Here is a 15119-nt window from a genome sequence, read left to right on the forward strand (position 1 = left end):
TGACATCCACTGTGGGAGCCGGGCTTGCCCGCGATGCAAGCGCCTCGGTCTCTCAGTCAGACCGAGGTGATGCTGTCGCAGGCAAGCCAGCTCCCACAGAAGCCAGCGTCCACCTGTTGAGTCAGTTTCGTCAGTTAACGGGGCTGTAACGCCTTACCCCGGACTCGGACTGCGCAACCTGCGCCGCAACGCTGCCTGACGCCTGGAACAACACCAGATGTTCAGCCGCCACACGAATTCCTACATCCGCACCCACTTGATGATCCGCATGGCTTGGGAAAATCGACTCCAACTGTGCACCGGTCGGCAATTGCAGGCGGTACAAGGTCGAGGCACCAAGGAACGTCTTGCCGACAATCCGCGCTTTCAACGCGCTGTCCGGTGCATAAACGATGTCATCCGGGCGCAGCAATACATCCACCGCGCCGCCCGTGGGCCAGGTGTAGGCACGGTTACCGCGCAGGTCGCCGAGTTCGGTGCTGACCGATTCCGGCGAGCTCAACTGGCCACGGATGAAATAACCCTGGCCGATAAAGCTCGCGACATACGGCGTCTGCGGTTCGTGATAGAGGTTGTAGGGCGTGTCCCACTGCTCAAGGCGGCCTTCTTTGAACACGCCGACCTGATCGCTCACGGCGAAGGCTTCTTCCTGATCATGGGTGACCAGAATTGCACTGGTGCCGCGCGTCTTGAGAATGTCGCGCACCTCGTGGCTGAGCTTGCGCCGCAGTTCGCCGTCGAGGTTGGAGAACGGCTCATCGAGCAGCAACAGTTGCGGTTCCGGCGCCAGGGCGCGGGCGAGGGCGACGCGTTGTTGCTGACCGCCGGAAAGCTCGTGGGGAAAACGCTTGCCCAGGTTCTTCAGGTTGACCAGTTCGAGCAACTCGGCAACCACGCGGTCTTTTTGCGGGTGCTTGCGAATGCCGAAGGCGATGTTGTCGGCCACGCTCAAGTGCGGGAACAGTGCGTAGTCCTGGAACACCATGCCGATCCGGCGTTTCTCCGGCGCGAGGGTGAAGCCGGCGCTGGAGATCACGTCGCCGGCCAGGCTGATTTCACCTTCGTGCACCGGTTCAAACCCGGCAATCGCGCGCAAGGTCGTGGTTTTGCCGCAACCGGATGAGCCGAGCAGGCAGCCGATGTCGCCGGCGTTGAGGTGCAGGTTGAGGTTCTGCACCACGCGTTGGTCTTGATAGCCGCATGCCAGACTGCGCAGGTTCAGCAGTAATGGCTGGCTCATGCGTGGTGGTACGACGGCGGGACAAGAAATTCAAGCAACGCTTTCTGGGCGTGCAAGCGGTTTTCGGCCTGGTCCCACGCGACCGAACGCTCATCGTCGAGCAGGTCAAGGCTGATTTCTTCGCCACGGTGGGCGGGCAGGCAGTGCATGAACAGCACGTCCGGTGCGGCCAGGTCGAGCAGGGCGCGGGTCACTTGGTACGGTGCGAACAGGGCCAGGCGCTTAGCGGTTTCTTCTTCCTGGCCCATGGAAGTCCACACGTCGGTGCTCACCAGGTGCGCGCCGATCACCGCGTCACGCGGGTCGCGCACGACGGTGACACGGTCGCCGGCTTGAGCCAGGAAACGTGCATCAGGCTCGTAGCCTTCCGGGCAGGCAACACGCAGTTGGAAGTCGAACTGGATCGCCGCTTCTATATAGCTGTTGCACATGTTGTTGCCGTCGCCGATCCAGGCCACGGTCTTGCCCTGGATCGAACCGCGGTGCTCAAGGAAGGTTTGCATGTCGGCCAGCAACTGGCAGGGGTGCAGGTCATCGGACAGGCCGTTGATCACCGGCACCCGAGAGTTGGCGGAAAATTCGGTCACGGTGCTGTGCGCGAAGGTACGGATCATCACCGCATCGAGCATGCGCGACATTACGCGCGCAGCGTCGGCAATCGGCTCGCCGCGGCCCAGTTGGGTATCGCGCGAAGACAGAAAAATGGCTTGGCCACCCAGCTGGATCATGCCGGCTTCGAACGACACGCGGGTGCGGGTCGACGACTTCTCGAAAATCATCCCGAGCACACGGTTTTTCAAAGGCTCGAACAGTACGCCGCGGTTACGCAGGTCTTTAAGCTCAATGCCTCGACGGATCACGCTGACCAGCTCTTCGGGCGTGCAATCCATCAGGGAGAGAAAGTGCCTTGCGCTCATCATTAACTACCTTTTTGCAACAGACCGCAGATACTCAAAGCCTTGTTTATTGTGACAACGGGCGAGACCTGCGGCGAAAGCCGCACGGGGCGACGAAATGGGGGAAGGCGCGATCTTATAATTAAATGTCGCGTCTTACCAATAGGGCTACGGTTTTTAAGGGTGTTCAAGAAGGGCGCTGAAGCGCTTTTGAAGACTGATTCCTGACAGCAGCGGGCCATTTGTACACTGGCGCTGAGACCTTTTGCAATGCGTGGGGGCGGGCGCAGGCCAGGCTGCGTCGGTTTCGGTGGCTCTTCGCAAGGTTTTGAAACATTTGCTCATGGTCTGGCCTGATGCCTGTCGATTCACGGGGCGAACCTTACTGGTGTGCGCTCAGGTGAGGGGTCATAGTTGGGCCAAAGCCCAATAAAGAGACTGGCCATGACCAAGACTCTCCACCACCGTGCCTGCCATCTGTGTGAAGCCATCTGCGGCCTGACCCTGGAAACCACCCAGGCCGACGACGGCAGCCTGGCGATTACCTCGATCAAGGGTGACCCGCTGGACACCTTCAGCCGTGGGCACATCTGCCCCAAGGCCGTGGCGTTGCAGGACATCCAGAACGACCCGGACCGCCTGCACCAGCCCATGTTACGTGTGGGCAGCGAATGGCAGCCGATCCCATGGGACGAGGCGTTCACGCTGGTCGCTGAGCGCCTGGCGGGCGTCCAGGCCCGGCACGGGCAGAATGCAGTGGCGGTGTATCAGGGCAACCCCAGCGTGCACAACTATGGGTTGATGACCCACAGCAACTACTTCCTTGGGCAGCTCAAGACGCGCAATCGGTTTTCCGCGACCTCGGTGGACCAGCTGCCACATCACCTCACCAGTCATCTCATGTACGGCCACGGCCTGCTGCTGCCGATTCCGGATATCGATCACACCGATTTCATGCTGATCCTGGGCGGCAACCCGCTGGCGTCCAACGGCAGCATCATGACCGTGCCTGACGTAGAGAAGCGCCTCAAGGCCATCCAGGCGCGGGGCGGCAGTGTGGTGGTGGTTGATCCACGCCGCAGCGAGACGGCGGCGATCGCCGATCAGCATCTGTTCGTGCGCCCTGGAGGCGATGCGGCGCTGTTGTTCGGCTTACTCAACACCTTGTTTACCGAGAACCTGACGCGTGAAAGCCACTTGCCGGTCGAAGGCCTTGAAGACGTGCGCCGCGCGATTGCCGGGTTCACCGCTGAAGCCATGAGCCGCCAATGCGCAGTGCCTGCCGAACAGATCCGCCAGCTGGCGCGGGACTTTGCCGCAGCGGACAAGGCGGTGTGTTACGGGCGCATGGGCGTGTCCACCCAGGCCTTCGGTACGCTGTGCCATTGGCTGGTGCAATTGATCAATCTGGTGACCGGCAATCTGGACCGTGTCGGCGGCGCCTTGTGCACCTCGCCGGCCGTGGACCTGGTGGCGTCAACCGGTGGCGGCCATTTCAATCGCTGGCAGAGTCGCGTGTCCGGACGCCCGGAATATGGCGGTGAGTTGCCGGTGTCCGCCTTGGCAGAAGAAATGCTCACCGAAGGCGAAGGTCAGATCCGCGCCTTGGTGACCGTGGCCGGCAACCCGGTGTTGTCGACGCCAAACGGTCGCCAGTTGGAGCAGGCACTGGACGGGCTTGAGTTTATGGTCAGCATCGACCTCTATATCAACGAGACCACGCGATACGCCGACCTGATCCTCCCGTCCACGTCGGCGCTGGAAAACGATCACTACGACACCACCTTCAATATGTTCGCCGTGCGCAACGTCACTCGGTTCAACCGCGCGATCCTGCCTAAGCCTGCAGGCGCGCTGCACGACTGGGAAATCTTTGTCGGCCTGGCCAAGGCCTTTGCGGCGCAGACAGGCGTGGCGCTCAAACCGACCATGGCGCCGGCGCAGATGATTGACTTTGGTTTGCGTGCCGGGGCTTACGGTGACGCCTCTGATCACAAACTATCGGTGGCGATGCTGGCGGACCATCCGCACGGCGTGGATCTGGGGCCGCTCAAGCCCAATCTCGCCACGCGCTTGAAGACTGCCAATGGCCAGGTGCAGGCGGCGCCGGCGGTGATCCTTGCTGATTTGGTGCGGTTCGCGGCGCACCCTGTGCCGGTGGTGGACGAACTCCTGCTGATTGGCCGTCGTCATGTGCGCAGCAATAACTCGTGGATGCATAACTATCACCGTCTGGTGAAGGGCAAGCCTCGGCACCAGTTGCATATGCACCCTGATGACTTGGCCAGTCGGCAATTGAGCGATGGTCAGCGGGTGCGCGTCAGTTCGCGCATCGGCATGATCGAAGTGGAAGTGGTGGCCAGCCTGGACATGATGCCCGGCGTGGTCAGCCTGCCTCATGGCTGGGGGCATGGACGCCCAGGCGTGCAGATGAGCATCGCCAGCGGGCAGCCAGGGGCGAGTGCGAATGACCTCACCGACGAGCGGCAGTTGGACGAGTTATCCGGCAACGCCGCGCTCAACGGTGTGCCGGTGCAGGTAGCGGCTGCCTGAGGCGCCCGACCACCGGGCTGGAATTTTGCGTTACAATGCGCCACCGTGCCGACCTGTGAGTCGCAAAGTTCCAGCCGAGGTGTTCCATGGATATCATCGAAACGATCAAAGAGCAGATTGCCAACAACACCATTCTGCTTTACATGAAGGGCGCGCCAAACGCTCCTCAGTGCGGTTTCTCCGCGAAGGCTTCCCAGGCCATCATGCAGTGCGGCGAGAAATTCGCCTACGTGGATATCCTGCAAAACCCTGAAATCCGCGCCAACCTGCCGAAGTACGCCAACTGGCCAACGTTCCCACAATTGTGGGTAGCCGGTGAGCTGGTCGGCGGCAGTGACATCATCACTGAAATGGCTGCGGATGGTTCGCTGCAAGCGCTGATCAAAGAAGCCGCGGCAAACGCCGCCGCCAAGACCGACGCGTAATCCTGCAGGCGTCGGCTAGCCGGCGTCTGCAATGCGTCAGTCAATAAAAAGCCCCGCTTCTCGAAAGAGAGCGGGGCTTTTTTATGGCCTGTTGACTACGGGTTATTCACCCATCTGCGATTGCAGGTAGTTTTCCAGACTGACTTTGTCGATCAGGCCCAGCTGGGTTTCCAGCCAGTCGATGTGTTCTTCCTGGTCTTCCAGAATGTCTTCGAGCAGTTCACGGCTGCCGAAATCGCCCTTGGTTTCGCAGTGTGCAATGGCGGCCTTGAGGTCGCTGTGGCTTTTCTGTTCGAACTTCAGGTCGCTGATGATCATTTCCTGGGTGTGCTCGCCGATGTTCAGCTTGCCCAGGTCCTGCACGTTCGGCAGGCCTTCCAGGAACAGGATGCGCTTGATCAGCGCGTCCGCGTCTTTCATGGCCTTGATGGATTCTTTATATTCACGCTTGCCGAGCTTTTCCAGGCCCCAATCGTCATACATGCGTGCATGCAGAAAGTACTGATTAATCGCGACCAGTTCATTGGCAAGGATTTTATTGAGTTGCTGGATGACTGAGATGTCGCCTTTCATGACTGGGGTCCTGCCCTGTAATAGCTGTATATAAGGCGGAGTTTGAGCGGCGAAATCCCTAGTGTCAAACCTAAGTTATTGAATAGTAAATGAAAATTAATCGGAATAAGAATGTTTGTGTTCCGCGTCTTGACGCTAACTAATTGAATTGCGGGCATAAAAAAACCGGACACTAAGTCCGGTTCTTCAAAACACGCTATTTAAGCGTGTGTAAATTCTGCTGAGTAGGGCAGCGCCGACTGAGCGGTTTGCAGCTGCGTCAGGGTTTCCCGTACCACTTGCTTGGCGAGGCAAGCACATTTACCGCACTGGCTGGCAACGCCGGTGGTTTCACGTACTTCCTTGTAGCTGCAGCAACCTTCGTAGATTGCTTCGCGGATTTGTCCGTCGGTGACGCCAGTGCAGAGGCAGACATACATAAGGGAGAACCATCGCGGGTTTAAGGCTTAAGTGCGATGGATCTTAATGTTAACGAGAATGATTGTCAAAGTAGATTCGTAGGGTATTGCCGGGCACCGCCCGTGCGCTGACGAACGGTTTTTTCAGTGTATGATGGTCGGTCTTCACGAAGCGCGACCGCGTCACAGGGCTGTCGCTTATGCGCGTCAGACTGGGCCGGTCCTTTTACTTCAATCGTCACCCCTGCATCAGGAGATAACCAATGAGCGTACTCGTCGGCAAACAAGCCCCGGATTTCGACGTACCTGCCGTCCTCGGCAATGGCGAAATCGTAGACAGCTTCAAACTGTCTGAAGCCATCAAAGGCAAATACGGCCTGGTGTTCTTCTACCCGCTGGACTTCACCTTCGTCTGCCCGTCGGAGCTGATCGCTCTGGACCACCGCATGGACGATTTCAAGGCGCGCAACGTTGAAGTGGTAGCCGTTTCCATCGACTCCCATTTCACTCACAACGCCTGGCGCAACACCGCCATCAATGATGGCGGCATCGGCAAAGTCAAATACACCATGGCTGCCGACATGAAGCACGACATCGCCAAGGCCTACGACGTTGAATCCGAAGGCGGCGTGGCTTTCCGTGGCGCGTTCCTGATCGACGACAAGGGCGTTGTGCGCTCGCAGATCATCAACGACCTGCCGCTGGGCCGTAACATGGAAGAGCTGATCCGTCTGGTCGACGCGCTGCAATTCCATGAAGAGCACGGCGAAGTTTGCCCTGCCAACTGGAAAAAAGGCGACAAAGGCATGACCGCTTCCACCGAAGGTGTTGCGGCTTACCTGACCGAGAACGCCGGCAAGCTGTAAGCCACGTTCGAAGCAAAAAAAACCGGCCTGAGATGGCCGGTTTTTTTATGCGCGGGAAATGACCCTGTGGCGACGGGTGTTCAGTGGCTGGAGGGCTGTTGTGGCGAGTGGGTATGTTGTGGTGAGTGAGTATGTTGTGGCGAGCAAGCTTGTGGTGGCGAGCGGGCTTGCCCCGCGTTGGGCTGCGAAGCAGCCCCAATTAGACCGCCGCGATTCATCTGGCGAACCGCGTTGTCTGGTTCTGGGGCCGCTGCGCAGCCCAACGCGGGGCGAGCCCGCTCGCCACAGTAAGCCCGTTCGCCACAACAGCGCTCGGGCAAGCCTCAGTCGTTGAAGTCTTCCCAGCCGCCCATCTGCTTCCAGCGGTTGACGATGCCGCAGAACAGCTCGGCCGTCTTCTCGGTGTCGTAGCGAGCCGAGTGGGCTTCACGACCGTCAAAGTCGATACCGGCTGCCTGACAGGCTTTCGCCAGTACGGTCTGGCCATACGCCAGGCCCGCGAGGGTAGCAGTGTCGAAGCTGGAGAACGGGTGAAACGGGTTGCGCTTCATGTCCAACCGCGTCACGGCGGCATTCAGGAAGCCCAAGTCGAAGCTGCTGTTATGGCCGACCAGGATCGCGCGTTTGCAGCCATTGGCCTTCAACGCCTTGCGCACACCACGGAAGATATCGGTCAGCGCCGCTTCTTCACTCACCGCCATGCGCAGCGGGTGGTCGAGCTTGATCCCGGTGAACTCCAAAGCGGCTGCTTCAATGTTCGCGCCTTCGAACGGCTCGACACGAAAGAAGTGGGTGTGCTCCGGAAACACGAAACCCTGCTCATCCATGCCGATGGTGGTCGCGGCAATTTCCAGCAAGGCGTCGGTGGCGCAGTTGAAGCCACCGGTTTCTACATCGATGACCACCGGCAGATAGCCGCGAAACCGCTCGGCCATCGGGTGACGGGAACCGCCGCCACTGTGCTCGTGTTCGTCATCGTAATGGTCTTCACTCACTTGCTTTCCTCCAGCAGGCGCCAGCGCAGTGTTTCACCGGCGCGCAGCGGGATAACAGTCAGCTCGCCAAACGGCAGGCTGGCAGGGGCGGTCCAGTCTTCACGAACCAGGGTAATGCGGTCGGTATTCGCCGGCAGGCCGTAGAAGCGCGGGCCGTTGAGGCTGGCGAACGCTTCGAGCTTGTCCAGGGCATTGCGCTGTTCAAACGCTTCGGCGTACAGCTCGATCGCCGCATACGCGGTGTAGCAACCGGCACAGCCACACGCGGCTTCTTTGGCGTGTTGGGCATGCGGCGCGGAGTCGGTGCCGAGGAAGAACTTCGGGCTGCCGCTGGTGGCGGCGTCCAGCAAGGCCACTTGGTGAGTGTTGCGCTTGAGGATCGGCAGGCAATAGAAGTGCGGCCGAATCCCGCCCACCAACATGTGGTTGCGGTTGTAGAGCAGGTGATGCGCGGTGATGGTCGCACCGACATTGGCCGAAGCCTCGGTCACAAACTGCACGGCGTCGGCGGTGGTGATGTGTTCAAACACCACTTTCAGCGTCGGGAACAGCTCGACCACACGGCGCATATGCTCGTCGATGAAGATCTTCTCGCGATCAAACACGTCGACATCGCCACGGGTGACTTCACCGTGAATCAGCAGCGGCATACCGACTTCAGCCATGGCTTCGATGGCCGGCAGGATCTTGTCGATACTGGTCACGCCGGAGTCGGAGTTGGTGGTCGCGCCGGCTGGGTACAGCTTGGCGGCGTGCACGAAACCAGTCGCTTTGGCGGCGCGAATTTCGTCAGGCTGGGTGCGGTCAGTGAGGTAAAGCACCATCAACGGTTCGAAGCGGCTGCCGGCCGGCCGTGCAGCGAGGATGCGCTGGCGATAGGCGTCGGCTTCAGCGGCATTACGCACCGGAGGTACCAGGTTAGGCATGATGATGGCGCGGCCAAACGTGCGCGCAACATCGGCCACAGTTTGGGGTAACGCAGCACCATCGCGAAGATGAATATGCCAGTCGTCGGGACGCAGCAGGGTCAGGCGGTCGGACATTGGGGATTCCAGGCGGGTCAATCTGGTGGGAATGCTACCGGAAAAGACTCTTGCAGGCACTCGCTATCAAGTTTTGCAGGACGCTACCGATATCCCTGGGTATGCCTTAACGACGTATGACGCTTTGAAGTGTTGTAGAAACCAGTGGAGCCTCCCGTGCGCCAGCATTATCTAGCCCTGCTCAGTGTGTTCGCCAGCCTGCCTGCGATGGCCCTCACGTTCCAGACACGTCTGGAGAATATTGAGTGGAAGGTGGAAGGCGATCAGTTCGAGTGCCGACTCACCCAACCGATCACCGATTTCGGCTCGGGTGAGTTCGTGCGCCGGGCCGGCGAGCAAGCGACGTTTCGCCTGAAAGCCTACAACGGCGCGCTGGGTGCGGGCTCGGCGACCTTGTTGGCCGCCGCTGCGCCCTGGCAGCCGGGCCGTGGTGACATCAACCTTGGTGCCGTGCGTGTCGGCAGTGGCGACGTATTATTCAACAGCTCCCAGGCCCAGGCCGGGCGGCTGTTCACCGGTTTGCTGGAAGGGCGTAGCCCGACCGTGCGGCATTACGGGCGCGAGGGCGGCTACTCGGAAATTCGTCTGTTGCCGGTCAAGTTCAACAAGGCCTACAACGACTACCAACTGTGCACCACCAAGCTGTTGCCGATGAATTACGACCAGGTCAAACAGACCGAAGTCGGCTTCCCCGGTGGCGGTATTGAACTGGACGCGGCCGCGAAGAAGAAGCTGGACGTGATTCTGGCGTTCATGAAAGCCGACCCTACCGTCAACCATATCGAGTTGAATGGCCATTCGGACAACAGCGGCAATCGCCTGACCAACCGTGACGTCTCGCGCCGTCGAGCCCTGGCAGTCACAGACTACTTCAAGGCCAATGGCATCCCCGAATCACAGATCACCATGCGTTTTCACGGTGAAAGCTACCCACTGGCGCCCAACACGAATGCCGCCAACCGGGCGCGCAATCGCCGCGTGAATATCCAGCTGGAACGCGTGGCAGCCCCCGAGAAACCGGCGCCCCAGGCCACCGCACCGAGCAACCCGGCACACACGTCTTAAGGTGCGACCCTTGGTCGCCCGTTCGACATAATCTGTCGCTTTATCTTCATTTGCTGTCGCGCCTCTGTAAATTCACGGTTTTGGTCGGTAGAATCGACGCCTTTCCGTACAACCCCGTGGAGTGATGGCATGGCCGACGTAAACAAGGTCGTTCTCGCGTATTCCGGCGGCCTGGACACTTCGGTGATCCTCAAGTGGCTGCAGGATACTTATAACTGTGAAGTGGTGACCTTCACCGCTGACCTGGGTCAGGGCGAAGAGGTCGAACCTGCACGTGCCAAGGCGCAAGCCATGGGCGTGAAAGAGATCTACATTGACGACCTGCGCGAAGAATTCGTCCGCGATTTCGTCTTCCCGATGTTTCGCGCCAACACTGTCTACGAAGGCGAGTACCTGCTGGGTACTTCCATCGCACGTCCGCTGATCGCCAAACGCCTGATCGAAATTGCCAACGAAACCGGCGCCGACGCCATTTCCCATGGCGCGACCGGCAAGGGCAACGATCAGGTGCGCTTCGAACTGGGCGCCTACGCGCTCAAACCAGGCGTGAAAGTGATTGCTCCGTGGCGTGAGTGGGACCTTTTGTCCCGTGAAAAGCTGATGGATTACGCTGAAAAGCACGCGATCCCGATCGAGCGTCATGGCAAGAAGAAGTCCCCGTACTCGATGGACGCCAACCTGCTGCACATCTCCTATGAAGGCGGCGTGCTGGAAGACACCTGGACCGAGCACGAAGAAGACATGTGGAAATGGACCGTCTCCCCGGAGAACGCTCCTGACAAGCCGCAATACTTGGAACTGACCTACCGCAACGGCGACATCGTCGCGCTGGACGGCGTCGAAATGACCCCGGCCACCGTGCTGGCGACCCTGAACCGTATCGGTGGCGAACACGGTATCGGCCGTCTCGACATCGTCGAGAACCGTTACGTGGGCATGAAGTCCCGTGGCTGCTACGAAACCCCAGGCGGCACCATCATGCTGCGCGCTCACCGCGCCATCGAGTCCATCACCCTGGACCGTGAAGTGGCTCACCTCAAAGACGAGCTGATGCCCAAGTACGCCAGCCTGATCTACACCGGCTACTGGTGGAGCCCTGAGCGTCTGATGCTGCAACAGATGATCGACGCCTCCCAGGCCCACGTGAACGGCGTTGTGCGCCTGAAGCTGTACAAGGGCAACGTGATCGTCACCGGCCGCAAGTCCGATGAGTCGCTGTTCGACGCCAACATTGCTACCTTCGAAGAAGACGGCGGCGCCTACAACCAGGCGGATGCTGCGGGCTTCATCAAGTTGAACGCACTGCGCATGCGCATTGCTGCCAACAAGGGTCGCAAGCTGTTCTGAGTGATCTGCGCTGTTAAAAATGGCCCCTGTTAAGGGGCCATTTTTTTTGCCTGCCCATTAAGTCGCGAGCCTTGAACCGAACACAGTGTTTAAAAACTCAGGGGAATGTTTAAGTTTTGTCGGATATGAAAGTTGATGGGTTTATTTTTTTAGGTCGAATTCAACTTTTGCGTTGTTGAATGAATTTTTAACACCTGCCTAGGAACTATGTCTTACAGAAAATTCACTACACAAGTAAGAAAAGTATGTAAGACGCGGAAAGTTCTGTAGGAAACAGGGGTGTAAATGAATATGTTCAAAGGAACTAATGCAGGCGTTTTTTTTGCGTCTGCTCATTCGCTTGTGGGTGATGAGCAATGGGTATTTCCTGAAAGTCCTGTGCGGCACGTTTACCTTGAAGCCCTTGTGCGGCGGTTATTTCACTCAAAACATGTCAGCCCCCGGAAAGGTCTGAAAGGCTCCATAAAGCCCAAACTGTCCGAGTTAATGTTTTTTTGTAGGTTAATTCCTATATCGCTGTGGGGTGGGTCTCTGCTTGCTGTTGCTTGGGGGGTAATGCTATGCCAACTAGGAAACGACTACGCTATTGTGCTTGCTCTAAATAATTCGAACAGCGAAATTGGACTTTCTCATGAATAAAGTGCTGATCGTGGATGATCATCCCGTCATTCGTCTTGCTGTGCGCATGCTAATGGAGCGTCATGGTTATGAAGTCGTTGCCGAGACTGATAACGGTGTCGATGCGTTGCAACTTGCACGGGAACATGTACCGGACATTGTCATACTGGATATCGGGATTCCCAAACTCGATGGGCTGGAAGTTATTTGCCGCCTGGCGTCTGCCAAGCAGCCCGCGCCTTTCAAAGTGTTGGTGCTGACGTCCCAGGCGCCCGGGCATTTTTCCATGCGCTGCATGCAGGCGGGAGCGGCGGGCTACGTGTGCAAGCAGCAGGACCTGACCGAGTTGCTGAGCGCGATAAAGGCCGTGCTCTCCGGCTACAGCTATTTCCCCAACCAGGCGCTCAACTCCGTGCGTTCATCCATGGGCAACGCCAGCGAAGCGGACATGGTCGAGCGCTTGTCGGGGCGCGAAATGATGGTGCTGCAGCAGTTGGCCCGTGGCAAAACCAACAAGGAAATCGCCGACGGCATGTTCCTGAGCAACAAGACCGTCAGTACCTACAAGACTCGCCTGTTGCTCAAGCTCAATGCCCGGTCCCTGGTGGACCTGATCGAGTTGGCTCAACGCAACGGCCTGGTCTAGCGCGGGGCGCAGAAATAGTCGGCAAAAAAAAGCCTCCATCAGGGAGGCTTCCGGTCGTGAACGGGCTGATCAGAGGTCGAAATCGTAATCGGCCAGTTGTTTTTGCAAGCGTCGCTCTTCCAGAAGGTTATCGATAGTGCGGCGTTTGCTCAAATTGGTCTTGGCCACCTCTACAACAGGTGCGTCCCCATCGTCATCCGACTCTGCAACAAGGTCGTCTTCTACATCCAGTTGTTCTTTGCCAGTGCTCATAAGGTTCACTCCAGGCTAAGACTGCCATTGGCGCTCCTTATAACGATAATCCATGAACGGGTAAAAAAGATTTTTTCAATCGACTGATCGAGAAAACCAATGATCGCTCAATCGTCGGACGTCTTGTCCTTGTATTCGCACAGGTCTTCGATACGGCAGCTCCCGCAGCGAGGCTTGCGGGCCTGGCAGACGTAACGTCCATGAAGGATCAACCAGTGGTGGGAATCGAGAAGGTAAGGCTTGGGCACGAATTTCATCAGCTGTTTTTCCACCTCAACGACGTTTTTGCCGCGAGCGATGCCGGTTCGGTTGCTGACGCGAAAAATATGCGTGTCCACCGCCATGGTCAGTTGTCGGAACGCCGTGTTGAGCACCACGTTGGCCGTCTTGCGACCCACGCCCGGCAGCGCTTCCAGGGCTTCGCGAGTCTGCGGCACTTCGCTGCCATGCAGCTCGACGAGCAGGCGGCAGGTCTCGATGACATTCTTGGCCTTGCTGTTGTACAAACCGATGGTCTTGATGTACTCCGACAACCCGTCCACACCCAGTGCGTAAATAGCCTCCGGCGTATTGGCCACCGGGTACAGCTTGGCTGTGGCCTTGTTCACGCCAACGTCCGTGGATTGGGCCGACAGAATCACCGCAATCAGCAACTCGAATGGCGACGAGTAGGCCAGTTCGGTTTTGGGCTCAGGATTGTCTTCGTGAAACCTGCGGAAAATTTCCAGGCGTTTTGCGGCGTTCATGGGGCGGGTGTTTCCTTGCAGGCTGTCGTCGTAGTTTCAAAAGTGCAGGCGTTGCAGGATAAACCATCGCCACCTTGCCCGGCAGCGCCTGTCGCGGATCAATCGCCGGTATGCGCGTCCACTTGGCGCTGCGCTTGCTCCAACGTGTGTTGTGCGGCTTTCAGCTCATCCGCGGTGGTATGCGGTTGGCGTTGTAACCTGCTGACGTCTGCGCGCGCGTAAGCCAAGGCAGTTTTAAGCTGGCGCAGTTGAGTGTCGATGGGGCGTTTTTCCACACGCTGCAACTCAGGTCTTGGCTGTTCACTCACAGCCTCGGCGTCATGCAGGGTTTGCTCTGCGGTGGCCAGCGCGGCACTCAAGGTTGCCAATTGCTGCTCGTCAGCATTGCGGTCCTGGGCCTTCTTCAATTCGGCACGGCGCATCGCCAGCTGGATTTTCGCGCGCTTGAGTTCAGGGTCTTTGGCGGTCGGCGGTGGAGGCGGACTGTTCGCCTCCAGTGCGCTGAGCGCCTGCTCTGCCGCTTCGAACTGCTGCTGCAGGACGATCAGTTGCGACTGTTGTTCAAACGTCGGTGGATGACCAAATGCCTTCAAGGATTTATGCAACTGGGCGCGACTCATCGCCACGGTGATTTTGGCTTTCTTGACCGCTGCATCCTGGGCTGCCTGAGCACTGTCGGTGTGCGCAGGCACACTCGGCGTCGGACGTTTGGCTCGCGCCAGGCGTTCGGCGAGTTTATGTGCATCCTCGCGTTGCAGCCGCGCGTTGCGTTGCTCATAGCGCCGCCGCGCCCGGTCGCGCTTGAGGGCACGCGCATGGCGCTGCTGATCATTGGCAGCCAGGCCGCCAACAATCGGCAGCACGCTCGTGGCTGGACGCATCTCAATGCAATCGACAGGGCAGGGCGCCACACACAGGTCGCACCCGGTGCACTCATCAATGATCACGGTGTGCATCAACTTGGCGGCGCCGACAATCGCATCCACCGGGCAAGCCTGGATGCATTTGGTGCAGCCGATGCACTCGGCCTCGCGAATATAGGCGACCTGGGCGGGAGCCTCGCCTCGGCTGGTGTCCAGTTCCAGCACCGGCACGCGCAGCAACTGCGCAAGGCCTGCAATGGTTTCCTGCCCACCGGGCGGGCACTTGTTGATCGCCTCACCCTGAGCGATGCCCTCGGCGTAAGGCTTGCAGCCCGGGTGCCCGCATTTGCCGCATTGGGTCTGCGGCAGCAGCGCGTCGATACGTTGGATCAGAGTCATGGGGTGATCATTGGCATGCCGGTTAGACAAACAGGGCCTGTAGTGGCGAGCCCGCTGGTTGTGGGTGTCGGCTTTTTTGTGGCGAGCGGGCTTGCCCCGCGTTGGGCTGCGAAGCGGCCCCACCAAGGCCACCGGGTTTCCACAGGTAGAACCGGGTGTTTGGTTTAGGGGCCGCTACGCGCCCCAACGCGGGG

The 15119-nt window shown here is 58.9% G+C and carries 16 protein-coding genes; 7 read left to right on the plus strand and 9 right to left on the minus strand.

The window, feature by feature from the left end:
* Positions 1–130: 130 nt before the first annotated feature.
* Both ACP7B3_RS19905 and argF read right to left on the minus strand, forming a co-directional pair.
* Positions 131–1240, minus strand: coding sequence for an ABC transporter ATP-binding protein (locus tag ACP7B3_RS19905; protein ID WP_426180367.1), 1110 nt, complete (start codon positions 1238–1240; stop codon positions 131–133).
* Positions 1237–2157, minus strand: a complete 921-nt coding sequence (argF, locus tag ACP7B3_RS19910) for an ornithine carbamoyltransferase (protein WP_145161561.1) — start codon at positions 2155–2157, stop codon at positions 1237–1239. The genes ACP7B3_RS19905 and argF overlap by 4 nt, the downstream gene beginning before the upstream one ends.
* A gap of 423 nt (positions 2158–2580) precedes the next feature.
* Here argF and ACP7B3_RS19915 point away from each other — a divergent pair, with 423 nt between their 5' ends.
* Together ACP7B3_RS19915 and grxD are read left to right on the plus strand one after the other, a co-directional pair.
* A complete protein-coding gene (locus ACP7B3_RS19915; protein ID WP_426180369.1) occupies positions 2581–4689 on the plus strand; it encodes a molybdopterin oxidoreductase family protein in 2109 nt (702 codons plus the stop codon).
* Between the two features lie 86 nt (positions 4690–4775).
* A complete protein-coding gene (gene grxD / locus ACP7B3_RS19920; RefSeq protein WP_106577269.1) occupies positions 4776–5114 on the plus strand; it encodes a Grx4 family monothiol glutaredoxin in 339 nt (112 codons plus the stop codon).
* Between the two features lie 102 nt (positions 5115–5216).
* Here grxD and bfr read toward each other — a convergent pair whose 3' ends face one another.
* Together bfr and ACP7B3_RS19930 are read right to left on the minus strand one after the other, a co-directional pair.
* Entirely contained in the window at positions 5217–5687 is a 471-nt protein-coding gene (gene bfr / locus ACP7B3_RS19925) for a bacterioferritin (RefSeq protein ID WP_106577268.1), read from the minus strand.
* A 200-nt stretch (positions 5688–5887) separates the two neighbouring features.
* The gene (locus ACP7B3_RS19930; protein WP_078047118.1) at positions 5888–6106 is read right to left on the minus strand and encodes a bacterioferritin-associated ferredoxin; all 219 of its coding nucleotides are present in this window, start codon (positions 6104–6106) and stop codon (positions 5888–5890) included.
* Between the two features lie 242 nt (positions 6107–6348).
* Between ACP7B3_RS19930 and ACP7B3_RS19935 the strand changes: the two genes are divergently transcribed.
* Entirely contained in the window at positions 6349–6951 is a 603-nt protein-coding gene (locus ACP7B3_RS19935; protein WP_057724790.1) for a peroxiredoxin, read from the plus strand.
* 323 nt (positions 6952–7274) lie between these two features.
* Here the strand turns inward: ACP7B3_RS19935 and rnt are convergent, their stop codons facing one another.
* Both rnt and pyrC read right to left on the minus strand, forming a co-directional pair.
* Positions 7275–7946: a ribonuclease T gene (rnt, locus tag ACP7B3_RS19940; RefSeq protein ID WP_017137041.1), complete on the minus strand. Its 672-nt coding sequence runs from the start codon at positions 7944–7946 to the stop codon at positions 7275–7277.
* Complete coding sequence (pyrC, locus tag ACP7B3_RS19945) at positions 7943–8989, minus strand: dihydroorotase (RefSeq protein WP_426180373.1); 1047 nt, start codon at positions 8987–8989, stop codon at positions 7943–7945. Before pyrC ends, rnt begins: the two co-directional genes overlap by 4 nt.
* 156 nt (positions 8990–9145) lie before the next feature.
* Between pyrC and ACP7B3_RS19950 the strand changes: the two genes are divergently transcribed.
* From ACP7B3_RS19950 to ACP7B3_RS19965, 4 genes are all read left to right on the plus strand, one after another.
* Entirely contained in the window at positions 9146–10054 is a 909-nt protein-coding gene (locus ACP7B3_RS19950) for a flagellar protein MotY (protein ID WP_242194407.1), read from the plus strand.
* A gap of 129 nt (positions 10055–10183) precedes the next feature.
* Positions 10184–11401 carry an argininosuccinate synthase gene (locus ACP7B3_RS19955; RefSeq protein ID WP_017738284.1) on the plus strand — a complete coding sequence of 406 codons (1218 nt, stop codon included), beginning with the start codon at positions 10184–10186 and terminating at the stop codon, positions 11399–11401.
* 285 nt (positions 11402–11686) lie between these two features.
* The gene (locus tag ACP7B3_RS19960) at positions 11687–12040 is read left to right on the plus strand and encodes a hypothetical protein (RefSeq protein WP_426180376.1); all 354 of its coding nucleotides are present in this window, start codon (positions 11687–11689) and stop codon (positions 12038–12040) included.
* Complete coding sequence (locus tag ACP7B3_RS19965; protein ID WP_426180378.1) at positions 12033–12665, plus strand: response regulator; 633 nt, start codon at positions 12033–12035, stop codon at positions 12663–12665. The genes ACP7B3_RS19960 and ACP7B3_RS19965 overlap by 8 nt, the downstream gene beginning before the upstream one ends.
* Positions 12666–12734: 69 nt before the next feature.
* On the opposite strand, the gene ACP7B3_RS19970 is transcribed toward ACP7B3_RS19965, so the two are convergent.
* The 3 genes from ACP7B3_RS19970 to rsxB all read right to left on the minus strand — a co-directional run bounded on the left by ACP7B3_RS19970 (position 12735) and on the right by rsxB (position 14925).
* On the minus strand, positions 12735–12917 hold the full coding sequence (locus ACP7B3_RS19970; protein ID WP_145161575.1) for a PA3496 family putative envelope integrity protein: 183 nt from the start codon (positions 12915–12917) through the stop codon (positions 12735–12737).
* Positions 12918–13024: 107 nt separating this feature from the next.
* Complete coding sequence (gene nth, locus ACP7B3_RS19975) at positions 13025–13663, minus strand: endonuclease III (RefSeq protein WP_106577263.1); 639 nt, start codon at positions 13661–13663, stop codon at positions 13025–13027.
* A gap of 98 nt (positions 13664–13761) precedes the next feature.
* Positions 13762–14925, minus strand: coding sequence for an electron transport complex subunit RsxB (gene rsxB, locus ACP7B3_RS19980; protein ID WP_426180380.1), 1164 nt, complete (start codon positions 14923–14925; stop codon positions 13762–13764).
* Positions 14926–15119: the final 194 nt, after the last annotated feature.

Origin of the sequence: Pseudomonas sp. TWRC1-2 (assembly GCF_049896685.1) — a bacterium.
Classification (GTDB): Bacteria; Pseudomonadota; Gammaproteobacteria; order Pseudomonadales; family Pseudomonadaceae; genus Aquipseudomonas.